Origin of the sequence: Myxococcus sp. AM010, from assembly GCF_013372585.1 — a bacterium.
GTDB lineage: Bacteria > Myxococcota > Myxococcia > Myxococcales > Myxococcaceae > Myxococcus > Myxococcus vastator.
This window is the reverse complement of the sequence record NZ_JABXEO010000071.1, coordinates 13,706-36,475: the sequence shown is the minus strand read 5'-3', so window position 1 is coordinate 36,475 and position 22,770 is coordinate 13,706. Positions and strand designations below refer to the sequence as shown.

The 22,770-nt window shown below is 71.0% G+C and carries 19 protein-coding genes; 8 read left to right on the top strand and 11 right to left on the bottom strand.

What is annotated here, in order from left to right:
• The first annotated feature begins 56 nt into the window (after positions 1 to 56).
• Positions 57 to 1,652: a methyl-accepting chemotaxis protein gene (locus HV826_RS27130; RefSeq protein WP_176419876.1), complete on the top strand. Its 1,596-nt coding sequence runs from the start codon at positions 57 to 59 to the stop codon at positions 1,650 to 1,652.
• Positions 1,653 to 1,733: 81 nt separating this feature from the next.
• Here the strand turns inward: HV826_RS27130 and clpA are convergent, their stop codons facing one another.
• The 5 genes from clpA to HV826_RS27105 all read right to left on the bottom strand — a co-directional run bounded on the left by clpA (position 1,734) and on the right by HV826_RS27105 (position 6,631).
• Entirely contained in the window at positions 1,734 to 4,031 is a 2,298-nt protein-coding gene (gene clpA / locus HV826_RS27125; protein ID WP_176419875.1) for an ATP-dependent Clp protease ATP-binding subunit ClpA, read from the bottom strand.
• 3 nt (positions 4,032 to 4,034) lie between these two features.
• Positions 4,035 to 4,358, bottom strand: coding sequence for an ATP-dependent Clp protease adaptor ClpS (locus tag HV826_RS27120; protein WP_011555974.1), 324 nt, complete (start codon positions 4,356 to 4,358; stop codon positions 4,035 to 4,037).
• 40 nt (positions 4,359 to 4,398) lie between these two features.
• Positions 4,399 to 5,559, bottom strand: a complete 1,161-nt coding sequence (locus HV826_RS27115) for a GNAT family N-acetyltransferase (RefSeq protein WP_176419874.1) — start codon at positions 5,557 to 5,559, stop codon at positions 4,399 to 4,401.
• Between the two features lie 67 nt (positions 5,560 to 5,626).
• Positions 5,627 to 6,067, bottom strand: a complete 441-nt coding sequence (locus HV826_RS27110) for a hypothetical protein (RefSeq protein WP_176419873.1) — start codon at positions 6,065 to 6,067, stop codon at positions 5,627 to 5,629.
• 27 nt (positions 6,068 to 6,094) lie between these two features.
• Entirely contained in the window at positions 6,095 to 6,631 is a 537-nt protein-coding gene (locus HV826_RS27105) for a DUF2378 family protein (protein ID WP_176419872.1), read from the bottom strand.
• A 156-nt stretch (positions 6,632 to 6,787) separates the two neighbouring features.
• Between HV826_RS27105 and HV826_RS27100 the strand changes: the two genes are divergently transcribed.
• Both HV826_RS27100 and HV826_RS27095 read left to right on the top strand, forming a co-directional pair.
• On the top strand, positions 6,788 to 7,354 hold the full coding sequence (locus HV826_RS27100) for a NifU family protein (protein ID WP_176419871.1): 567 nt from the start codon (positions 6,788 to 6,790) through the stop codon (positions 7,352 to 7,354).
• Positions 7,355 to 7,497: 143 nt separating this feature from the next.
• The gene (locus tag HV826_RS27095) at positions 7,498 to 8,280 is read left to right on the top strand and encodes an SAM-dependent methyltransferase (RefSeq protein ID WP_255208332.1); all 783 of its coding nucleotides are present in this window, start codon (positions 7,498 to 7,500) and stop codon (positions 8,278 to 8,280) included.
• 1 nt (position 8,281) lies between these two features.
• On the opposite strand, the gene HV826_RS27090 is transcribed toward HV826_RS27095, so the two are convergent.
• The 3 genes from HV826_RS27090 to HV826_RS27080 are packed head-to-tail and all read right to left on the bottom strand — an operon-like array spanning position 8,282 to position 11,955.
• Positions 8,282 to 9,961 carry an RluA family pseudouridine synthase gene (locus HV826_RS27090; protein ID WP_176419870.1) on the bottom strand — a complete coding sequence of 560 codons (1,680 nt, stop codon included), beginning with the start codon at positions 9,959 to 9,961 and terminating at the stop codon, positions 8,282 to 8,284.
• 49 nt (positions 9,962 to 10,010) lie between these two features.
• A complete protein-coding gene (locus HV826_RS27085) occupies positions 10,011 to 11,168 on the bottom strand; it encodes a class I SAM-dependent RNA methyltransferase (protein ID WP_176419869.1) in 1,158 nt (385 codons plus the stop codon).
• A gap of 34 nt (positions 11,169 to 11,202) precedes the next feature.
• Positions 11,203 to 11,955: a lysophospholipid acyltransferase family protein gene (locus tag HV826_RS27080; protein ID WP_176419868.1), complete on the bottom strand. Its 753-nt coding sequence runs from the start codon at positions 11,953 to 11,955 to the stop codon at positions 11,203 to 11,205.
• Positions 11,956 to 12,149: 194 nt separating this feature from the next.
• Here HV826_RS27080 and HV826_RS27075 point away from each other — a divergent pair, with 194 nt between their 5' ends.
• Positions 12,150 to 13,040, top strand: a complete 891-nt coding sequence (locus HV826_RS27075) for an oxidoreductase (protein ID WP_176419867.1) — start codon at positions 12,150 to 12,152, stop codon at positions 13,038 to 13,040.
• Here the strand turns inward: HV826_RS27075 and HV826_RS27070 are convergent.
• From HV826_RS27070 to HV826_RS27060, 3 genes are all read right to left on the bottom strand, one after another.
• The gene (locus HV826_RS27070) at positions 13,018 to 14,646 is read right to left on the bottom strand and encodes an ATP-binding protein (protein WP_176419866.1); all 1,629 of its coding nucleotides are present in this window, start codon (positions 14,644 to 14,646) and stop codon (positions 13,018 to 13,020) included. The two genes, HV826_RS27075 and HV826_RS27070, sit on opposite strands and share 23 nt — an antisense overlap.
• Positions 14,647 to 14,885: 239 nt before the next feature.
• Entirely contained in the window at positions 14,886 to 15,722 is an 837-nt protein-coding gene (locus tag HV826_RS27065; protein WP_368670999.1) for a TIGR02266 family protein, read from the bottom strand.
• Between the two features lie 15 nt (positions 15,723 to 15,737).
• Positions 15,738 to 16,112, bottom strand: coding sequence for a response regulator (locus tag HV826_RS27060; RefSeq protein ID WP_176419865.1), 375 nt, complete (start codon positions 16,110 to 16,112; stop codon positions 15,738 to 15,740).
• Between the two features lie 82 nt (positions 16,113 to 16,194).
• On the opposite strand from HV826_RS27060, the gene HV826_RS27055 reads away from it, so the two are divergent.
• The 4 genes from HV826_RS27055 to HV826_RS27040 all read left to right on the top strand — a co-directional run bounded on the left by HV826_RS27055 (position 16,195) and on the right by HV826_RS27040 (position 22,769).
• Entirely contained in the window at positions 16,195 to 17,595 is a 1,401-nt protein-coding gene (locus tag HV826_RS27055) for a M20/M25/M40 family metallo-hydrolase (protein WP_176419864.1), read from the top strand.
• Positions 17,596 to 17,637: 42 nt separating this feature from the next.
• Positions 17,638 to 18,534 (top strand): transcriptional regulator, encoded by an 897-nt coding sequence (locus HV826_RS27050; protein ID WP_176419863.1) that lies wholly within the window; start codon positions 17,638 to 17,640, stop codon positions 18,532 to 18,534.
• A complete protein-coding gene (locus HV826_RS27045) occupies positions 18,531 to 21,596 on the top strand; it encodes a serine/threonine-protein kinase (protein WP_176419862.1) in 3,066 nt (1,021 codons plus the stop codon). Before HV826_RS27050 ends, HV826_RS27045 begins: the two co-directional genes overlap by 4 nt.
• 336 nt (positions 21,597 to 21,932) lie before the next feature.
• On the top strand, positions 21,933 to 22,769 hold the full coding sequence (locus HV826_RS27040; RefSeq protein WP_368670998.1) for a YhfC family intramembrane metalloprotease: 837 nt from the start codon (positions 21,933 to 21,935) through the stop codon (positions 22,767 to 22,769).
• Position 22,770: the final 1 nt, after the last annotated feature.

The following is a 22,770-nucleotide window of genomic DNA, read 5'->3' as shown; positions in this document are numbered from 1 at the left end:
GCCTGCCCGCCTCCGCGCGGGTGCCGTGCTGACGTCGTTTCCCCGGCGGTGATTCCGTGAGCCTCCCGCAACAATCCTTCGCCTCCCAGTGGTCGCAGCAGTTCCGCCAGTCGTTGGGGCTGGCGCCGAAGTTCGTGCTCGTCACGGCGCTCATCAGCGCGACGGTGGCCACCCTGCTCACCGGCATCGCCACGCGGCGGCTGGAGAGCGACCTGGCGGACAGCTACCTGGGCGCGGGGCGGCACGTGGCCCGCGGGCTGGCGGTGGCGGCGGAGCAGGGCGTGGCGACGGGCGCCAGCGCGCTCCAGCCCATGCTGGACGCCAGCGTGGGCCACTCGGACCTGGCCTATGCCTTCATCCAGGACTCGGCTGGCAACGTGGTGGCCCACACCTTCCCGGACGGCTTCCCGGACGCGCTGAAGGAAGCGGTCGCCACCGCGGGCGCGGGCGCGGTGCTGGAAGCGGACGCCGGGGGCCGCCGCCTGCGCGCCATGGACGTGGTGGCGCCGGTGGCCGGTGGCCGGCTGGGCTCGGTGCACGTGGGCGTGTCCCGGGACCACATTGACGGACTGGTGTCCGCGCTGCGGGTGCGGATGGTGGGCTTCGCGGCGCTGCTGGTGGCCCTGGGCGTGGCGGTGTCCGCGCTGTTCGGCCGCAGCATCGTCGGGCCGCTGAAGAGCCTGACGGAGGTGGCCGGCCACATCGTGGAGTCCGGCGACTTGACGCGCCCCATCCAGGTGAAGAGCGGCGACGAGGTGGGCCGGCTGGCCAGCTCCTTCGCGCAGATGGTGGCGCGGCTGCGCGAGGTGACCGTCAACCTCCAGCAGGCGGCCGTGGCGCTCACCCAGTCCACCGAGCACCTGAATTCGTCCTCCACGGAGCAGGCGCAGACCATCTCCCGGCAGGCCGCGGCGCTGCAGGAGACGCAGGTGACGGCGCAGGAAATCAAGCAGACCTCCATGCTGGCCGCGCAGAAGGCGGAGAGCGTGCTGTCGGTGGCCGAGCGCGCCGACACGCTGGCCAAGTCCGGCGAGGCGTCGATTGAGCTCACCATGGCGGGGCTCAACGACATCCGCGCCCAGGTGGGGGAGATTGCCCAGAAAATCGTCGAGCTGGGTGAGCGCACGCAGCAGATTGGCGGAATCACCCAGACGGTGAAGGACCTGGCGGACCAGTCCAACATGCTGGCGCTCAACGCCGCCATCGAGTCCGTCCGCTCCGGCGAGCACGGCAAGGGCTTTGGCGTGGTGGCGCGCGAAATCCGCGCCCTGGCGGACCAGTCCATCGAAGCCACCACGCGGGTGCGCGAGCTGCTGGACGACATCGCCAGCCAGGTGGCGTTGGCGGTGCGAATCACGGAGCGCGGCGCCGAGCGCATGGAGTCGGGCCTGGCCCAGGTGCGCACCAGCGGGCAGAACCTGCGGGAGCTGTCCTCCATCGTCCAGGACAACGCCGCCGCCGTCCGGCAGATTGCCGCCGCCGTCAGCCAGCAGAACGTGGGCATCAACCAAATCACCCTGGCGGTGAACGACTTGTCCAAGATGATGGATGAGACGGTGGCCCGCATCGGCTCCACCGGCGAGGCCGCCACCACGCTGCAAATCGTCTCCGAGCAGCTCTCCAGCGCGGTGAAGAGCTACCGCGTCGAGTAGCGCTCCGGACAGACGAAGGCCCCGGCTCCCTCGGGAAGGGGACCGGGGCCTTGTCATGTCAGCCGCTGGCGCGGCCAGGCGCTACGCCACCGCGGCGGCGGCGGGCTGCGTGCGCAGCTTGAGGCTTTCGCCGTCCACGTCGTAGTGGGCGGTGCCGCCGTGCTTCAGGTCCCCGAAGAGGAGCGCCTCGGCGAGCGGCTTCTTCAGCGCGTTGTCCACCAGCCGGGCCATGGGCCGCGCGCCGAAGGCCGGGTCGTAGCCGTGCTCGGCCAGCCACGCGCGGGCGGCGGGCGTCAGCTCCAGCTTCACCTTCTTCTCGTCCAGCATCTTCTGGAGCAGGCGCACTTCCTTGTCCACCACCTTGAGGATGACCTCGGGCGGCAGGCCGGAGAAGAGAATCCACCCGTCCAGGCGGTTGCGGAACTCCGGCGTGAAGGTGCGCTCAATCGCCTTCTTCGCGCGGGTGGCGTCCACGGGCTTGGCGAGGTCGCCGAAGCCAATGGCCTTGGTGCTCATCTCCTGAGCGCCCGCGTTGGTGGTGAGGATGAGGACGATGTTGCGGAAGTCGGCCTTGCGGCCGTTGTTGTCCGTCAGCGTCGCGTGGTCCATCACCTGGAGCAGGATGTTGAAGAGGTCCGGGTGGGCCTTCTCGATTTCATCCAGCACCACCACCGCGTAGGGGTGCTTGCGCACGGCGTCCGTGAGCAGGCCGCCCTGGTCGAAGCCGACGTAGCCCGGCGGCGCGCCGATGAGCCGGCTCACCGTGTGCTTCTCCGAGTACTCGCTCATGTCGTAGCGCAGGAACTCCACGCCCAGCGACTGCGCCAGCTGCTTGGCCAGCTCCGTCTTGCCCACGCCCGTGGGGCCGGAGAAGAGGAACGAGCCAATGGGCTTCTCCGGCGCGCGCAGGCCGGAGCGCGCCAGCATGATGGCGCTGACCAGGTCCTTGATGGCCGGGTCCTGCCCGAAGATGACGCCCTGGAGGTCCTTCTCCAGACTCTGGAGCTGCACGCCCTCGCTGGCGGACACGCTCTTGGCGGGGATGCGCGCCATCTTCGCGACGACGGCCTCCACGTCCGCGCCGCTGACGGTGTTGGAGCGCTGGCCCTCCGGCTTGAGCCGCTCGGCCGAGCCCGTCTCGTCGATGACGTCGATGGCCTTGTCCGGCAGGAACCGGTCGTTGATGTGCTTGGCGGACAGCTCCGCCGCCGCGCGGATGGCCTCGGGCTGGTACTTCACCCCGTGGTGCTCCTCGTAGCGGCTCTTCAGCCCCTCCAGGATGAGGATGGTGTCCTCGACGGAGGGCTCGCTCACCTCGACCTTCTGGAAGCGGCGGGACAGGGCCCTGTCACGCTCGAAGGCGGACTTGTACTCCTGGTACGTCGTCGACCCGATGCAGCGCAGCCGCCCGCTGGCCAGCGCGGGCTTGAGCAGGTTGGACGCGTCCATGGAGCCGCCACTGGTGGCGCCCGCGCCGACGATGGTGTGGATTTCGTCGATGAAGAGGATGGCGTTCGGCTGCTCCTTCAGGGCCTTGAGCACGCCCTTGAGCCGCTCCTCGAACTGGCCGCGGAACTTGGTGCCCGCCAGCAGCGCGCCCATGTCCAGCGAGTAGACGACGGCGTCCTTCAGCACCTCCGGCACGCGGCCTTCGTGGATGTGCAGCGCCAGCCCTTCCGCGATGGCCGTCTTGCCCACGCCCGCCTCACCCACGTAGAGCGGGTTGTTCTTCCGGCGGCGGCAGAGCACCTGGATGGTGCGCTCCAGCTCCTTCTCGCGGCCGATGAGCGGGTCGATGCGCCCCTCCTGGGCCTCGATGTTGAGCTGCACCGTGTAGGCCTCCAGCGGGCTCTTCTTCGGGGCCTCGCCCTCGTCGTCGTCGCCCATGGGGGCGGCGTGGCCGGCGCTCTCCTCGCCTTCACCCTCACCCTCGCCGTCCTTGGTGACGCCGTGGGAGATGTAGTTGAGCAGGTCCAGCCGGGTGACGCCCTCCTGCTGGAGCAGGTAGAGCGCGTGGCTCTCGTCCTCGCGGAAGAGGGCCACCAGCACGTCCCCGCCGTCGATGAGCTTCTGCTCGGCGGACAGGGCGTGCATGGCGGCGCGGTGGAGCACCCGCTCCACGCCGATGGTCTGCTGCGGCTCGGCGTCCACGCCCTCCGGCAGGCGTTCGACGGTCTCCTCCAGGAAGGAGACCAGGCGCTCCTGGAGTTGCTTCACGTTGGCGCCGCACCCCTTCAAGACTTCGCGCGTGCGCGCGTCCCGGGTGAGCGCCAGGAGCAGGTGCTCCAGCGTCAGGTACTCGTGGCGCATCTTCCGCGCCTCGTCCAGGGCGGTGCGGAAGCTGGCCTGCAACTCTTTGGCAATCAGCGGTCCTGCCACGTTTCAACCTTCCTCGGGTTCCATGGAGAGCCGCAGCGGCATGTCGTTCTCCTGCGCCGCGGCCTCCACCGTCTGAATCTTCGTTTCGGCGACGTCGTACGTATAAACGCCGGCCACCCCGACACCGTTGTAATGAACGTGCAGCATGATCTGCACGGCATCCGTCTCCGACTTGTGGAAGACCTCCTTGAGCACGGCCACGACGAACTCCCGGGTCGTGTAGTTGTCGTTGTGGAGGAGCACCTTGTAGAGCGGCGGTTTCTTGAGCTTCTGCTTGGGGGCGGACTCCGTGATGACGGAGGTGTCGTGCTCATGCTTCTGCGCCATAAGTCGTTCGGACTCCCTTTGCTGAACGGGCGGGGGATTTTCAGTCCCCCTCCTTGAAACCAGTCTCCGCCCGCCACTGGGGCAGGCCTCCTTCGACGGCTGCCCGCTCGTGGGCCAGGAAGCCGCGCACGGCCCTGTCCATGCCCGGGTGGAGGAGCAGGTGCGCACTGTACGTGAGGTGTGGCTCGAAGCCCCGGGTGAGCTTGTGCTCTCCCCCCGCGCCCGGCTCGAAGCGCTCCATCCCGGAGGTGATGCCCTCCGAGAGGGGGTGGTACAGGCAGACGTTGAAGTGAAGGAAGGGGTGCTCCTCGAAGCAGCCCCAATAACGGCCATACAGAACGTTGGCACCCGTGAAGTTGAAGGCACCGGCGACCAGCCGGCCTTCCCGGCGGGCCTCCACCCACTCGCAGCGGTGCCGGAAGCGGGCGAGCATGCGCGCGAAGAAGTCCGGGGTGAGAAAGCGCTGGCCCCACGGATACTTGTCCACCGTGGTGGCGTACAGGCGGTGGACGGTGTCCGCGTCCACGTCCGCCAGCGCGTCCCCGCGCAGGGTGCGGACCTCGATGCCGTGCTCGCTCAGGGCCCGCAGCTCCCGGCGCAGCTGGTTGCGGCGCTTGGCGTGGAAGCGGGCGAGGAAGTCCTCCAGCGTCCGGTAGCCCCGGTTGCGCCAGTGGTACTGCACGCCCAGCCGCACTGCGAAGCCCTGGGCCTCCAGGACGGGCAGCTCCTCCTCGGTGGGGAACAGGACGTGGATGCCGGACAGGCGCTCGGCGCGGGCGAACTCCTGGGCGGCGGCGTACAGCTCCGCCTCGCGCGCGGCGCGGTCCTCGCCCGGGGCCACCAGCACGCGGCGCCCGGTGGCGGGGGTGAAGGGGACGGCGAGCACGAGCTTCGGGTAGTAGCGCAGGCCCGCGCGCTCGGCGGCGGTGGCCCAGGGGCTGTCGAAGACGAACTCCCCGTCGCTGTCGTCCTTGAGATAGGCGGGCGCGGCGGCCACCAGGCGCGAGCCGCGCCAGAGCGTCAGGTGCCGGGGGTGCCATCCCCGCGCCGGCACCGCGCAGCCGCTCTCCTCCAGCGCGGTGAGGAACGTCCACTCCAGGAACGGCGTGGCCCGTGTGTCCACCAGCGCATCCCACGTGACGCGGGGGACGTCGGTGAGGGAGCGCAGGATGCGCAGCGTGGTGGGGAGCGGTGTCGACATCGTCGGAGCCTGGGCCAGGGCGAGCCTATAACGATGCGTGCCCGCTGCTGCCACGGCTGTCCGGGCGCTACTTCCCGCGAGTCAGCTCCGCGGCGAGGAAGCGTCCGGCTTCCGCCAGTCCTTCCTCCCCCCGGCGGCGCCCCTCGTCCGATTCCATGACCCGCCGCGCGGCGTCACCCGCGGTGCCCACCTCCAGGTCCACCAGGATGAAGAAGGCGCTGAGCGCGGGGCCCACGGGGGCGATGCGTCCCGGCCGCTGGGGCCGCTCACCCAGGGTGGCGGCCACCTTCTCCACCAGCCCGTCGTCGGTGAGCCGCTTCGCCTTGCCGCGCATGGCGGTCCACGCGGCGTCCAGCAGCGCGGGCAGCATCCGTCCGGAGAGCGCGCTGGACAGCCGCTGCGCTGCTTCTTCCTCATCAATGGCGTGGGCCTGCGCGTAGGTGGGGACGAGCTTCGCCACCACCACGGCGCGGGTGGCGAGGTGGGCGAGTCTGGGCGGGTAGGACACGCGGGGCTCCGGGGCAGGGCTGGCGGGCTACCAGCGCACGAACAGACGGTACCCCCCGCTGCTGCGCTCCTCCACGAGGATTCGAGGCCGGGCGTTGGCCAGCTCCAACATTCCTTCCAGGCCCCCCGCCATCAGGTCGGGCCGGTTGTAGCGGTCCGACAGGGAGACGCGGCGGCCGCGCTCGCCCTCGGAGGACATCGAGACGTCCACGTCCGAGCGGCCCATCATCGCCAGGTAGCGAGGCAGCCGCTCCAGGGCGCGCGCCGGGCCAATCATGGGCAGGGCCACGGCCGTCACTCGCCCCACCAGCGTCTGCGCGAAGCCAACGACGCATTGCCGGCCGAGCTGCCGGTAGGCGTCCTCGTCACCGAGCTCCGCGTAGCGCTCGCGCCGCGCCAGGGCCACCGCCTGCTGCCAGAGGGCAATGGGGTAGTCCAGCTCCGGCTTCCGGCTGTCGTACCCCAGCGTCACCAACTCCTGGGCCAGCCGGCCCTCTGCCTGGAGCCCCCGCACGAACAACCCCTCGAACACGCTGGCGGGCACGCGGGGCAGTGGGGGAGGCATGCCCCCAGTCTACGCAAAATCCACTATGAGTTCATGTATTTCTTGAATTCCGGATTGATTCCGGAGCGGAGGGGGGGCGAGGGGCGATTGCCAGCCCTCGAGCCGGGTTGCTATGGGGCCGCGAGCGCCTTAGAGGAGTCGTCCAAGGAGATTTGAATGTCGGTGAACATCCAGCTCGAGTGGACCCCGAACCCCAGCACCCTGAAGTACGTGGTGGACCGGCGGTTGTTGGCCGGCGGGGCGGTGAACTTCACGAACCCCGAGGACGCCCAGGCGAAGTCCCCGTTGGCGCGCAAGCTGATGGACGTGCGCGGCGTCACGGCGGTGATGATTGGCACCAACTTCGTGACGGTGACGAAGGGGGAAGAGGGCGAGTGGGACGAGCTCAATGACGAGGTCATGTCCACGCTGGACACCCACCTGACGGCCAACGAGCCGGTGGTGGACGAGGCGGCGCTGGCGGCGGCCCGCGAGGCGGCGGGACAGGTCGGTGGTGGCACGGTGGAGGGGCGCATCCAGGACATCCTGGACAGCGAAATCCGCCCGGCGGTGGCCATGGACGGGGGTGACATCACCCTGGACCGCTTCGAGGACGGCATCGTCTACCTGCACATGAAGGGCTCGTGCGCGGGCTGCCCGTCGTCCACGGCGACGCTGAAGATGGGCATCGAGGGGCGCCTGCGGGAGATGATTCCCGAGGTCCTCGAAGTGGTGTCCGTCTGAGACGCAACGTCAAAGCCTCGCAGGTCCGGCGGGAGCTGCTGCCGGACCAGTCCCCCGCGCTGCTGCGCGAGCTGCACCTGCTCACGCGCGAGGGGCACCTCAACGCGGACGCGCTGCGCAAGCTCAAGCAGGTGAACCACCTGATGGGCCTGCTGCGCCCCGCCGTGGAGGATGTCCAGGCGCGCCACCCGGACGTGGTGATGGTGGACGCGGGCAGCGGCAACGCCTACCTGGGCTTCGTCCTCTACGAGCTGTTCCTCAAGGGCGCCGCCAGCGGCACGCTGCTGTCCATTGAAGGCCGGCCGGACCTGACGGAGCGGGCCCAGGGCCGCGCCCAGCGGCTGGGCTTCACGCGGATGCGGTTCCAGACGGCGCACATCGACACGGCGCGGTACCCGGAGCGCATCCACCTGCTGATGGCGCTGCACGCGTGTGACACGGCCACGGATGATGCGCTCGTCGCGGCCATCCGCCATGGCGCGGACCACGTCGCGGTGGTGCCGTGCTGCCAGGCGGAGGTGGCCGCGCAGCTCAAGGAGAAGCGCCCCGTCGTGGCCAGCAGCGGCAGCATGTCGTTGCTGTACGCGCACGCGTGGCACCGGCGCGAGTTCGGCTCGCACCTGACGAACGTCATCCGCGCGCTGACGCTGGAGGCCTTCGGCTACCAGGTGACGGTGACGGAGCTGACGGGCTGGGAGCACTCGCTGAAGAACGAGCTGATCCTGGGGCGTCGCGTGCACCGGGAGAACCGGCGCGCGCGCGTGCAACTGGAGCGGCTGCTGGCGGAGACGGGCGTGAATCCCAAGCTGACGCGCGAGCTGGGCGTGAAGCCCGCGGTGTCGGCCGTGGAGCCTGATTCCTCGCCGGAGCCGGAGGCCCCTGTGGCCTCCGAGCCGGTGGAGGCTTCGGACGTCTCCGGCGCGTGATTCAGAAGGGCGCCGGCCGCTCCAGCGTGACGCGCTGTCCCGTGACGGGGTGCAGGAACGACAGGGCCTCCGCATGCAGGTGCAGCCGGGGACCTGGATGGCCGTAGAGGCGGTCGCCAACAATGGGTGCACCCAGGCCGCGCGGATGGGCCGCGTGGACGCGCAGTTGGTGTGTCCTGCCGGTGCGCGGGAAGAGGGCCACCTTCGTGCGGCCGTGGCTGCGCTCAAGCACGTGCCACTCCGTCACCGCGGGCTTGCCGTGCACGGGGTCGTGAATCTGCCGGGGCCGGTCGTCCAGGTCCACGCGCATGGGAAAGTCGATGGTTCCGCGCTCGCCCCGGACGTCGCCGTCGACCCAGGCCACGTAGCGCTTGTGCACCTCGCGCCCGGCGAACTGGCGTTGCAAGGCCGCGTAGGTGCGCGCGTCCTTGGCCGCGACGAGCAGCCCCGACGTGTCCAGGTCGAGCCGGTGCGCGAGCATCATCCCCGCTGCTTCCGGGGAACGCGCGCGCAGCCGGGCCAGCACCGAGTCCTCCACCGAGACGTCCTTCGCGGGCACGGAGAGCAGGCCCTCCGGCTTGTCCACCACCACGAGCCATTCGTCCTCGAAGACGATGGGCAGCGCTCGTGACGGCAGTACGGGCACCACGAAGGGCCGGGGCGCGGAGACGGGGAGACCGTCCAGCATGTACGGCAGCAGCGGCCCGCACTTGTCCTTGCACGCGGGGTAGTACGCGCCGGCGGCCCGGCCTCCCGCGGGAGGAGGAGCGCCCCACCAGAACTCCGCGAGCGCGAGCGGACGGAAGCCCTGGGTGAGCGCATGCGCCAGGAGCTTGGGCCCGGCGCAGTCCGCCGCGCCCGATGGGGGCTCGCCACCGGCGTAGAGGCCGCGCAGGTGACGGTGGTCTCCTCGTGCATTGGGCACCACGTAGGTGTCGTGCAGGCGCTTCATCAGCGCGCGGCAGACGATGCGCCGCAGTCGCTCCATGGCGCGAAGCCGCCGCTCCACGCGGGCCCGCTTTGGCGCGAGCGCCCGCTGCGCCTCGTCGTGTTCCGCCTCCAGTCCGCGCAGCGCCGCCTTGTCCCTCCGGCTCTCCTGGTCGAGCGCATGCAGCGCCGCCCGCTTCGCCTCCTCGCTCAGCGAGTCCGAGGCCATGACCTCCGCGCGCCTCGCATGGCGCTGCTTCTTCCGGGCGTCGTGTGTGGCGCGCAGCGCCGCGCGGGCCTCGGTGTGGCGCGCTTGCAACGCGTCGTGCGCGGTCAGGACGGAGGCGCGCTCAGGGGATTGCCGGAAGGACGCCTCACGGGCCATCAGGCGCTTCACCAGGGCCTCGCCCGCGGGCTCCAGCCGCTCGCGCTCGTCACGGGCGAAGAGGGGCGGCACGAAGCCGGGGAGGTCCCACCGCCCGCCCAGCATGCCCGAGAAGGCGCGGAGGAAGCCGACGCGTCCGTCAGGCGCCTGGACCACGAGGATGCCGAACATCTTTCCACCCTCGGACGTGTCGAGGCACGAGGCCGCGAGTCCAGGCGCGACATGGCCTGCCCGGAGCTCCCGCTGCAGCCACTCCGCCGCCCGGCGTGCCAGCGCGTGGGGCCCGCCCTCGTCGAAGGGGTTTGGGAAGCTCCCGGGGAGCTCGTCCGCGAGGGGCTTCGGCTCGAAGGGCGTGAACCACGTTTCCACAGGCCCGCGTTACCACGGCACGGCGGCGCGGCGCATCCGGACGGCCCCGTTACGAGCGACCCGCCGAGGGCTCCGTCAGCAGCAGCCTGCACTTGAGCCCGCCGTTGCGCAAAGGAAGGCTCGTCGCCCCCGTCAGTCCCAGCGCCTTCACCAGCGCCGCTTCATCCGGAAGGATGACCGCCGCGCGCCACCCCGCGAAGCCCTGGCGCAGCGTGTTCCCCAGGGCCCGGTACAGCGCGGGCAGGTCCTCGGCTTCGCCCACGCGCTTGCCATAGGGCGGATTCACCACCACCAGCCCCGGGCCCGCCATGGGCGCCTTCAGCGTCCGCGCGTCCTGCCGCTCCAGCGCGAGCGTCACCCCCGCGCGCCGGGCATTGCGACGCGCCGTCCCCAGCGAGCCCGCGTTGAGGTCATAGCCATGAAGCGCCGCAGCTGGCGCGGGCAGCGCGTCCGCCTCCGCGCGCGCCTTGCGCCCGGCCCAGGCCTGGGCATCAAACGAAGGGAAGGACTCGAAGGCGAAGGCGCGCAGCAGCCCCGGCGCCCGGCGCATGGCCATCCACGCGGCCTCCACCAGGAAGGTGCCCGAGCCACACATCGGGTCCACCAGGGGCTGCGTGCCATCGTAGCCCGCCAGCCGGAGGATGCCCGCCGCCAGCGTCTCACGCAGGGGCGCGCGGCTCACTTCCTGGCGGTAGCCCCGGCGGTGCAGCGCATCCCCGCTGGTGTCGGCGCTCACGGTGAACGCGTCACCCTCCACCCGCACCAGCAACGTCAGGCCCGGGCCTCCGCCCTCTTCATCGAGCGGCCCCGCGCGCTCCACCGAGGGCACGTTCCACGCATACGCCGCCGCGGAGCACACCACGTCGGGCCCTGGCACGGGGGAGCGGCTCAGGCTCACCGACAGCTTCGGCGGCGAGCGCCCATCCCAGACGTGAGACAAATCCAACTCGGCCAGCCGGTCCGAAAGGGTGTCGGAGTCCCCCGCGCGGAAAGCGCCCACGCGCAGCAGCACCCGGCTGGCGCAGCGAAGGCGCAGGTTGGCGTCCTGGTGCAGGCCGGCCGGGCCTTCCAGCTCCACGCCGCCGTCCACGCGGCGGGGCCTCCAGCCCAGCGCGGAGGCCTCTGCCTCCAGGGCGGGCTCCAGGCCGGGGAGGGTGGAGACAAAGAGCTGTTCGTCGGTGCGGGCGCGTGTCACGGGAGCGTCCATTGTCCGCGTCCCGGCGCGCGCCGCAATGCTTCATTCAGGGCGCGGGCGCGGAGGGCCGCTCCCAGTCCGAGGCCGGAGCCGTCGGCGCGGGGGCCTCCGCGTAGAAGCCGCGGTACTCGGGCGGCAGCAGCTCCGCCACCCGGCGCATCATCGCATCCACCAGCGCCTGGCGCGGGTCCTCGGCGCCCGCCACCTCCGCCTCCAGCGCCTCCACGCGGAAGGGCGGGCCGAAGCGCACGAAGACGTCGGCGTTGAAGAGCCGCTCGCCGCCCATGTCCGAGTCGTTGATGGGCATCAGCTTCTCCGTGCCCTGCAGCGCCACCGGCACCACCGGCACGCCCGCGCGTTTGGCTATCAGCGACAGGCCCTTCTTCGCCTGGGTGAGCGTGCCCGTGCGGCTGCGCGCGCCCTCCGGGAAGATGAGCACCGACTTGCCGGCCTTGAGCGTGTCCAGCGCCCGCCGCATCGCCTCGATGTCGGGCGAGTTGGGCTTGATGGCGATGGTCTCCATCGTCTCCGAGGCCAGGCGCGTCATCACCGTGCTCTTCAGCTTCACCCCTGCCAGGAAGACGACCTTGCGCGGCCGGAAGGCCCGGTCCAGCGTGAAGCCGTCCGCGTTGGACAGGTGGTTGCAGAGAAAGAGACAGGGCTGGTCCGGGATGTTCTCCCGCCCCAGGACCTGCTCGTTCGCCAGGGTGTCCCAGACGCCGTCCATCAGGGCGCGGACCACCTGCTGGCGGGCGCCTTCCGGCAGCTTGGACATCAGGAAGAAGAGAATGCGCAGCACGTATCGGTCGCCTCTGAACGTTCCACCCGCAGATGTAGTTCCAACCAGTGTCTCGCGTCAGCATCCCTCTTGTCCCGGCGCCTCGCCTGCCGGGTGGGCCGTCGTACAGCCAACGCTCATGTGGGACTGGGGGGCGGGACGGTTTTTCCTTCCCCTCTTCCCACCCTCCATGCGGGTTGGCTATGGGAGGGCGCATGAGTCTGGTTGAAGCCCGCGCGTCGCGCGCCAGGAAGCCCGTGGAATACGAGGTCACCGTCGACCACGTGCGGAGGGACACGCACGACACGGCGACGCTGTTCCTGGATTTCGGCGGAGTGCCGCTGGACTACAAGGCCGGGCAGTTCCTCAACATCGACCCGCACCAGTTCCCAGCGCTGGGCCGCCTGTCGGCCTACCTCCAGGCGCAGAAGGGGCGGAAGGAGCCGCAGCGCTCCTATTCGCTCGCCTCCGCGCCACACGAGCCGCTGGTGGCCATCACCGTGAAGGACGAGGAGTTCATCCCCGGCCTCACCCGCTATCCGCCGCTCTTGTCGCCCTACCTCGTGCATGGCCGGCTCACCGGCGCGCGGATGAAGGTGATGGCCTTCATGGGGCCCTACGTGCTGCCGGAGGACGTGGAGACGCGCACGGAGCACGTCGTCCACCTGGTGGCCGGCTCCGGCGCGGTGCCCAACTTCGCCATCCTCAAGGACGCGCTCCACCGAGGGCTGAAGCTGCGCCACACCTTCCTCTTCTCCAGCAAGACGTGGGGGGATGTGCTGTTCGGCGACGAGCTGGCCGCCCTGGAGCGCCAGCACCCCGGCCGCGTGCGCGTGGTGCACACGCTCACCCGTGAGACGGACGAGTCCCGCTTCGGCGCCGCCGTGCGGAAGGGCCGCGTCCACCAGTCCCTGCTGGAGGAGCTGATTCAGGACCGGGACACGTGCCTGGTGTACGCCTGCGGCCCGGCGATTACGCCGTGGGACCGGCGCAAGGCGCTGGAGACGCGCACGCCCTCCACGCCGCGCTTCATGGAGACGGTGCTGGGCCACCTCCACGCGCTGGGCATCGAGGACAAGCGCATCAAACGGGAGACCTACGGCTAGGCGCTCGCGGCAGCCACAGCTCGAAGCGAGCGCCGCCGCGAGGCCGGCTGCTGGCGCGCACGCTGCCCTCATGTGCCAGCACCACGCGTCGGACGATGGCCAGCCCCAGGCCCCGCCCATTGGCGCGGGTGAGGAAGAAGGGCTGGAAGACGCGCTGCGGGTCCACGTCGGGAATGCCGGGCCCCTCGTCCTCCACCACCAGGCGCACGCCGCCGTCCGCGGGCTCCACCGACATCCGCACCTTGCCGCCCGCGGGTGAGGCCTGGACGGCGTTGCGCACCAGGTGCGTCACCGCCAACTGGAGCAGCGTCTCGTCACCTTCGAGCGAGGGCGTCTCCTCGGCCTCGTCCACGCTGAAGCGCAGCGTGGGCGCGTCCGGCGAGCCGTGCATCTGCCCCAGCGCGCGGCGCACCAGCTCGCCCAATTGCACGGGGCGGGGGCGCGGCTCCAGCGGACGCACCACGTCCAGCAAGTCCCGGACGATGTCCTCCAGCCGGATGGCCTCCTCCTCCAGCATGCCCACCGCGGCCTGCCCCGTGGGCCCCAGGTGGGCCTCGCGGCGCAGCACCGCCACCGCGTTGAGGATGGCGCCCAGGGGGTTGCGGACCTCGTGGGCCACGACGCCCGCGGCCTCGCCCAGCACCTCCAGCCGCTCGCGCGCCACCAGCTCGTCCTGGAGCCTGGACACCTCCTCCAGCCGCACCGCGGACGTCTGGTGGTGGCGCACGTTCTCCAGCGCGCCGCCCACCAGCTGCGCGAACAGCTCCAGGGTGCTGGCGCCCGCGGGGGTGAGGGCGGGGCCCTGCACGCAGAGCACGCCAAACGGATGCCCCTCCACGAGGATGGGCGCGTCCAGCCCGCGCATGTCCGGCGGATGAAGCTGGCACACGGGGCTCTCCCCGTTGATGGCAGGCGGGAAGCGCGTCACGCCGAGCATGTCGTGGTGGAAGGCCGCCTTGCGCCGCTCGAGCACCTCCAGGAGGTGCGGCAGCGCGGCGCTCGGAATGCGCACGTCCGCCAGGGGCATGCCGTAGAGCTGCTCGGCCTCGGCCACGATGAAGGGGCTCTGCCGCAGGGGCCCGTACCGGAAGGCGTCGCCGTCCACGGAGATGACGGACACGGAGAAGCCCTGGCGGAAGATGGCGTCCACGGCCGTCTCCAGCACCGAACGCTCGTCGCGGCAGCGCAGCATCGTCGCGGCGGCCGCCACCAACGCCTCCGTGAGGCGCCGCACCGAGTCCTCCGCTTCCGCCTCCAGCAGCACCACCACCAGCTCGTCCGGGTGCGCGCCGGGCGCGTGCCTCAGGACCAGCGTGCGCTGGGGGCCGTTCACCGGCTGGACGCGCACCCACACGGGGCCTTCGGGCAGCGGCCCACCCTGGACAAGGGATGCGTACATCGGCTCCACCCAGCCGCGCTCCTCGGGCACGAAGCGGCGGATGCTCTCGGAGAGCGACAGGGCCTCCAGCTCCGCCGCCGGAGCGCCCAGCAAGGTAGCGAGCGCCGCGTTGACCCGTAGCACCTGTTCGCCGCGGATGAGCGCGGTGGGGAGGGGCATCGCTTCGAGCAGCCGGTATTCGGCGGAGGCGGTGGACACGGCGGTCATCCTCTGGGTCCACCGCACCGTCCGCAAGGGGACTTCAGCGGAGCCGGCGGCGGCGGACGCAATGGGTTCTCCCGCACCCCGTATGGAAGGGCGAGGGGCAACACTCGGAGGGCACGACGATGAACTTCATGAACCTGATGGACCGCGATGACTTGGAGTTGAAGGCTGTCATGGCCGTGATGGCGGCCTTCGTGATGATGGGCGCAGTCTTCCTGGGACAGATGCTGTAGGGCCTGGCGTCAGGGCTTCTTCTTCAGGTCCTTCGCGCGAGCCAGGTACTGCTGCACGAACTCCTTCTCCTCCTGGCGAAGGTGGCTCAGTCGCAACCCGTAGCCGCGCGGGTTCTTTCCGTCCTCCAGCGAATTCTCCCAGATGACGGAGCTGCGGAGCGTCAGCACCCGGGGCGGCTCATCGAAGCGCAAGGTGAGCTCCACCAGCGTCCCCAGCCGCAGCGGCTTGTCCGTGGCGATGAACAGTCCGCCCGATGACAGGTTGATGATGCGGTGGTCGGTGAAGATGCCCGCGTTCTGCAGCGTGACCTTCACGTCCGCGTGGATGCGGTCGTCCGAACGCCGCTCCAGGCCGACGAACTCCGCGCTGGAATAGGTGGGCGCCGCCTGCGTCCAGGTGGCCTCCGCGGCGCGCATGCGGCGCGACAGGAAGTCGAAGATCTCCGCCGACACCTTCTTCAGCTCCGGATGCGTGTCCGGCGACACGTGGTCCGGCGTGAAGCGCTTGGCCATGCGGAAGTAGGCCAGGCGCAGCTCGTCCAGGTTGGCGGTGGGCTTGAGGCCAAAGACTTCATGGGCCGGCAGGCTCTGCATGGCGCGCATCTGCGCGCGCAGGCGCTCGGCTTGCTGCAGCTCCAGCGAGGGCGAGGGCCGCGCGCTGGCGAACAAGTCGCGCAGCTCGGGCAGCTCCGGCAGGGCGACCCAGTTCGTCCCATCCCGCGAGGCGCGCACCGCGGCCTTCAAGCGTCCGGAGGAAATCAGTTCCCGCAGGGCCTGGAGCGCCAGCGGCCCCAGCACACGTCCGAGATTGTCCGCGACCCAGTAACCGACAGCAGAAGACGACACGCAAACACCCCGGAATCAGTGAGCCAGCGCCTGGCGCACTGCCGAGGCGATCTCAAGCGGATGAAAGGGCTTGCCCACGAAGCCCACGGCGCCTGCCGCCATGGCCTGCTCCACGACGGGCTCCGCGTCCATGCTGCTGATGACCAACACCCGCGTGGTGGGCGACACCGACTTGATGGCGCCCAGGACCTCCAGTCCGCTCTTCTTCGGCATGAACAGGTCCAGGAACATCACCGCGGGCTGCTCCCGCGCGGCCACGGCCAATCCTTCCTCGCCGTCCGCGGCCTCGAGCAGCCGCAGCTCGATGCCCGTGTCGGCGATGACGTCCTTGAGGATACGGCGCACGAAACTGTCGTCATCGACGAGCAGCAGGGTCGGGGTGTCGGACATGGCCATGGATGATACTTGGACCGCGCGACATCCGCGCGGGGACATGGCACGCCTGCCCGTCTTTTTGGGTTAAGGGGTGAGCATGTCCACCGACAACGCTCTCTCACACTTCGAGTCGAAGAAGCAGACGTACCTGGAGGACCTCAAGTCCCTCGTCCGCATTCCCAGTGTCTCATTTCCTGGCTTCGATGCGACGCAGGTACGACGCAGCGCGGAAGCGACTGCACGGCTGCTGAAAGACCGTGGTTTTGAAAACGTTCAGCTACTCGAAATCGAGGGCACGCACCCCTACGTCTATGGCGAGGTGCTCAAGGCGCCGGGCAAGCCCACGTTGCTGCTCTACGCCCACCATGACGTGCAGCCCGCGGGTGACGAGGCCGCGTGGAAGAGCCCCCCCTTCGAGCCGGTGGAGCGCGATGGCCGCCTGTACGGACGCGGCTCGGCGGACGACAAGGCGGGCATCGTCGTGCACACGTCCGCGGTGGAGTCGTGGCTGAAGGGCGCGGGGGCGTTGCCGCTCAACGTGAAGGTCATCATCGAGGGCGAGGAGGAGATTGGCAGCAACTTCCTGGGCGCCTTCCTCCAGAAGCACGCGGCGCTGCTGAAGGCGGACGCCATCGTCCTCACCGACACGTCCAACTTCGACACCGGCCTGCCGTCCATCACCACCGCGCTGCGCGGGCTCGTCACGGTGGACGTGGAGGTGCGGGCGCTGCGGCAGGCGGTGCACTCGGGCATGTGGGGTGGGCCGGTGCCGGACCCCGTCATGGCGCTGTGCCGCATGCTGGCCACGCTGACCCACGCGGATGGTTCCATCGCCATCGAAGGAATCCGCGAGCGCGTGAAGCCGCTGACGGACGCGGAGCGCCAGGGCATCCAGTCCCTGCCCGGAGACGAGGCGCACTTCCGCGCGCAGTCAGGCCTGCTGCCCGGCGCGCAGGTGCTGGGGGGCGGGGCGCATCCGTGGGAGCTGAACTGGCGTCAGCCGAGCATCGCCATCAACGCCATCCAGGCCAGCAGCCGCAAGGACGCGCGCAACATCATCTGTGATTCGGCGTGGGCGCGGGTGGGCATCCGCATCGTCCCGGACCTGGAGGCGCGCGACGTGGAGCAGCGCCTGAAGGAGCACCTGCGCGAGGTGTGCCCATGGGGGCTGGAGGTCCACTTCGACACGGAGGGCGCGTCCGGTTGGTGGTACACGGACCCGTCCCACCCCGCGTTCCAGGCGGCCTTCCGCGCGCTGGAGAAGGGCTACGGCGCGAAGGCGGTCGCCATTGGCTGCGGCGCCTCCATTCCCTTCGTGGAGCCCTTCGCGAAGGAGCTGGGCGGCGTGCCCGCGCTGCTCATCGGCGTGGAGGACCCGTACACGTATGCCCATTCGGAGAACGAAAGCCTGCACCTGGGCGACTGGGAGAAGTCCATCCGCAGCGCCATCCACCTCTATGCGGAGCTGGCCGAGGCCCTGAGCGCGCGGAAGGGCTGAGGGCCTTGATGTATCGTGAGCGTGATGTCAGGAGCGGTTGGGATGCCTGGGGCGAACACGGAGTTCCTCGAGTGGGTGTTGCAGTCCGCCGGCGAGCCGTCCTCCGCTCGCCTCCGTGAGGCTCCGGGTACCAGGGAGGCCGTGGGCCGCGCCGTCTCCCTGGCCGAGGCCCTCCACGCCGCCGCGCCCGAGCCCAAGGCCTTCGCCCAACACCTGGGGACGCTGCTCTCGCGAGCGGTGGACCCGGTGCTCGCGCTGGAGCGGCTGCATGCCAGGGACCTGGCGCTCGCGCTCTCCTGCGCACAGGGGCTGCCGGCGGCCCGGGCGCTCCTGGAGCAGGAGGTCCTCCTCAAGCTGCGCGTCCCCCTGGCGCGCATCCATCCTTCGCCGGTGTTCGCGGACGAGGTGCTGCAGGCCCTTCGGACCAACCTCTTGCTGCCTCGCGCGGAGGCGCCCTCCCGGTTGCTCGGCTACGCGGGCGCGGGCCCGCTGCTGCACTGGGTGAGCATCTCCGCGACGCGGCTCGCGCTGCGGATGCGCGAGGCCTTGGGAGAAGCGTCGCACGTCGAGGCCGAGGTGCTCGCCGCGCACCCCGCGCCGGGTGGCTTGGAGCTGGGCTTCGTCCGGGAGGAGGCCCGCGGGCATGTGCGCGCGGCCTTCGTCCAGGCGGTGGCCTCGCTGGACGACGAGGACCGGGAGTTGCTGCGGCTGCACTTCGTCGAGCGCCTCTCCCTGGAGCGCATGGGCGCCCTGTTCGACCTGCACAAGTCCACCCTGTCCCGCCGGCTCACCGCGGTGCAGCGGCTGCTGGAGAAGCGGACGCGGCGTGCGCTCGCTGAACGCCTGTCGTTGCCCGAGCCGGAAGTGGACAGCGTGATGCGCGCCATCCATGGACGGTTGGACTTGAGCCTCTCGGGCCTGTTGGCGGGGCGTGAATGAGCTGCCCGGACGAGAACGCACTCTCGGGGTATGCGAGCGGCGCGCTGGACCCCGAGGGCATGACGACGGTGCGCCAGCATGTCTCCGGCTGCTCGGAGTGCCGGAGCGTGCTCGCCGCGCTGGGCGGGCTGGAGAATCCTCCACCGCTGGTCGACACGGGGCTGCTCGTCTCCGGCGCGCGCGTGGGGCGGTACGTGGTGCTGGGGCTGCTCGGCGAAGGTGGCATGGGGCGCGTCCATGCCGCCTATGACCCGGAGCTGGACCGCAAGGTGGCGCTCAAGCTGCTGAACCTCGCCAGGCTCGGGGAGGACTCGTTGGCCCAGGCGCGTCAGCGACTGGAGCGCGAGGCCCGCACGATGGCCCGCCTGTCGCATCCCCATGTCGCCCGGCTGCATGACGTGGGGGAGTTCCAGGGGCAGCTCTTCCTGGTGATGGAGCTCGTCGAGGGGGGCACGCTCCGGCGGTGGCTGGCAGAGCGGCCGCGCACGCGCCGGGAGGTCCTGGCGCGCTTCATCCAGGCGGCGGAGGGGCTCGCGGCCACGCACGCGCTGGGCATCATCCACCGCGACTTCAAGCCCGACAACGTCCTGCTGACGCGCGACGGTCAGGTGCGCATCACCGACTTCGGCCTGGCCAACGCCGCGGTGGGGCTGGGGCCTCCTCGGGAGGACGCGGCCATCGTCTCCGGCGACGCGCCGCTCACCGTCACCGGCGCGTTCCTGGGAACGCCCGCCTATGGCGCGCCGGAGCAGCTTCGCGGAGAGCGGGGGGATGCCCGTTCGGACCAGTTCGCCTTCTGCGTCGCGCTCTACGAGGCGCTCAACGGGCAGCGGCCCTTCGCGGGCGCCGCGCGCGAGGAGCTCCTGGCGTCCATGCAGCGCCAGGAGGTGCGCCCGGAGCAGCGGGGCGTGCCCTCGTGGCTCAAGGCGGTGGTGCGGCGGGGCCTCTCCGTGGACCCGTCGCGGCGCTTCGAATCCATGCAGGTGCTGCGGGCCCGGCTCTCGCGGGAGGTGGGGGCCTGGAAGCGCAGCGCGGCCACGGCGGTGCTCGCCGGAGGACTGGTGGGCCTGGGGTTCCTCGTGCTGGGGCCTTCCGCGGCGACGCCGAGTGAGACGTGCCATGGCAGTGAGCGGCACCTCGCGGGCATCTGGGACGCATCCGTGCGTGAGTCCACGCGTCAGGCCTTCTTGCGGACGGGAGACCCCGCGGCCGAGGCTTCGTTCCAGGCCGTGTCCTCCACGCTGGAGCAGTGGACGCGGGACTGGACGCGCGCGCATCAGTCCGCGTGCGAGGCGACGCGTGTCTTCGGCGAGCAGTCGGAAGCGGCGCTGGGGCTGCGGATGACGTGCCTGGACCAACGGCTGGGAGAGCTGTCGAGGCTGACGGTGGCGCTCCAGGGCGCGGACGCGCGGACGGTGGAGCGGGGCTTCGGGCTGGGGGCCTCGCTCGGAGGCGTGGGCGGGTGCGCGGACGTGCGCACGTTGCAGGAGGCCGTGTCTCCGCCGGAGGACCCGAAGGCGCGGGCGGAGGTGGACGCGGTGCGCGCGGAGCTCGCGCGGGCGAACGCGGAGCGGCTCGCGGGGCACACCCCCGAGGCGCTGCGAATCGCGCTGGCCGCCCGGGAGCGCGCGCTCGCCACCCGTCATCGGCCGCTGGAAGCCGAGGCGCATCACCTCTGCTCGCGATTGCAGGAGGACGCGGGGGCCTTCGAGGACGCGCGCGCGTCCCTGGTCCTGGGCTCTCTGGCGGCCGAGGCCGGGCGGCACCTGGGCGTGCTCGCGCGGGTGCTGCACTTCCAGGCCTGGCTGCATGGGTACGGAATGGGACGGCCCCAGGAGGCGTGGCCCTTCCTCCATCGCGCCCGGGCCGTGGCGGAGACGCTGCGAGACGCCGAGCTGGACACCCTGCTGGACCAGGTGCAGGCGGAGCTCCTGGAGCAGGAGGGCCGCTTCTCGGAGGCGGAGTCGCTGCTGCGTGCCTTGCTGGAAATCGCCAGCGCCCGGGGCCAGACATTCACGCGCGCGGAGCTGAACGGCCGGCTGGGGTTGCTGGCCCGGCAACAGGGGCGGTTGCTGGAGGCGAAGCGTTGGCAGGAGGAGGCGCTGCGCGTCCATGAGACGCACTTCGGGCTGGCGCACCGGGACACGGGACGGGCCCTGTCGAACCTGGGGGGCACGCTGGCCCTCCTGGGGGAGCTATCGAGCGCCGAGGCCGTCCTCCAGCGGGCGCTGGGCATCCTCCGCCAGACGCTGGGTGCGGAGAACCTGTCGGTGGCCCGGACCTTGTCCAACCTGGCCCTCGTCTACTTCGAGTGGGGGCATGGGGCCCAGGCACGGGAGGCCGCGGAGGAGAGCTGGGCCGTGGCGCTCAAGAGCGTGGCCGCCGACAGCCCGGTGTTGATAGGGGTGAAGTCGAATCGGCTGGGGGTGCGGGGCGAGCAGGGCGAGCGTTTGCCGGAGCTGGAGTACGCCCGAGGCCTGCTGGCGCATCGCGAGCGCGCCTATGGCGCCACCCACCCGGAGGTGGCGCTGGATGCGCACGAGGTGGGCCGGCTGCTGCGGCTCCTGGGGCGTCCGGACGAGGCCCGCGGCTTCCACGTTCGCGGCGTCGCGCTCCAGCGGCCCCTGGCCGACAAGGGGGAGATGGATGGTTCGGGACTGCGCTACCTGGCGGATGCGCTCCTCTTTTCGGGACAGGTGGAGGAGGCCCGTCGTCACGTGGAGCAGGCGCTCGTGGCCATGGAGCGGGACCTGGGTCCTTCGTCGTCCGAGCGCATCGAGGCGCTGCTGCTGCTGGGGGACGTCCACCTCGCCCGAGGCCATCCCGCCGAGGCCCTGGCGCCACTGCGGACCGCGCTGGAGGACCTCACGGCCCGGCAGGTGGTCTCCGCGCGTGTCCCCAGGGTGCGCCGCCGGCTCGCGCGGGCGCTGCGATTGACGGGCGCTGAGGACGCGGCCTGCGGGGAGGCACGGCGCGCCTGGGAGGAGCTGTCCGTGTGGCGCAAGGCCTATGTCCAGGAGACGGCGGAGGCGCGGGCCGAGCTGGCGCACTGCCGCGGGTAGCGGTCGATTTCATGTAACGGCGTCGTCCGGCCTGTCTCCTCCCGTCAGGGGGGGCGTTCGCGCTCCCGCGACTTCTCGGGCGGATGACATCCTGCGACCGCCTCCCTCGCTCCGGGGCGCTCCAGGGGGAGAGACGAAGTCCTGCCGCGGGGTGTCGTCATCCAGTCAATGGCGGGCCCGGAGGCCCCGCCCCGCACAGAGCGGCTTCAGCTTTTTTCGGGTCAATACAGTCAAGTCTTGGAGGCCGGCACTTTCTCCCTGGATTCGGATGGCGCTTCGCTGGTGTCCTCGACGCCGCGCGCCGGGCGCCTATGCCACCTGGCGGAGAGGGGCCCCGTGGACGCTGTGGATACGAGGCTGGTCGCCAGCTACGCGGTGGCCATCGCCTTCGACGTGCTGCTGCCGGTGGGCCTGGTGCTGTGGGCACGACGGCGGCTGGGCGTGGCCTGGAAGGTGGTGGGCTGGGGCGCGGCGGCGTTCGCGCTGTCGCAGCTGCTCACCCGGGTGCCCCTGGTGCAGGTGGCGCAGTACTTCATGCGCGACGCGCTGAAGACGTCCTCGGCGCTCCTGGGCGTCTGGATTGCGGTGCTGTCCCTGTCCGCGGGCCTCTTCGAGGAGACGGCGCGGCTGTGGACCTTCCGCAAGCCGCTGAGGGACTTCCGCCGCTGGCGCGACGCGGTGGGCTTCGGCGTGGGCCACGGCGGCCTGGAGTCGGCGCTGCTGGTGGGCGGACTGTCGGCGCTGGGGCTCGTCAACGTCATCGCCCTGTCGTCGGTGGACGCGTCCACCCTGCCGCTGAAGCCGGAGCAGGTGGCGCAGGTGGTGGAGGCCAAGGCCGCCATCGCCGCGCTGGACTGGTGGATGCCGCTGCTGGGGGCCTACGAGCGGCTGGGCGCCATGGTGGTGCACATCGCGCTGTCGGTGGTGGTGCTCCAGCGCTTCATCCGCGACGAGGTGAAGTGGTACTGGCTCGCGGTGGGCGCCCACGCCTTCTTCAACGCGCTGACGGTGGTGGTGGGGAAGCAGGCCACCGCGGCGTGGGGAACGCAGGCCGGGGCGTTCGCGGCCGAAGGCATGGTGACGCTGGCCGCGCTGGCCAGCCTCTGGGTCATCCTCTATTTCCGCCGCGTGGACGCGGCGCGCGACAGGGCGGCCGTCCCGGCGCTGACGTGAG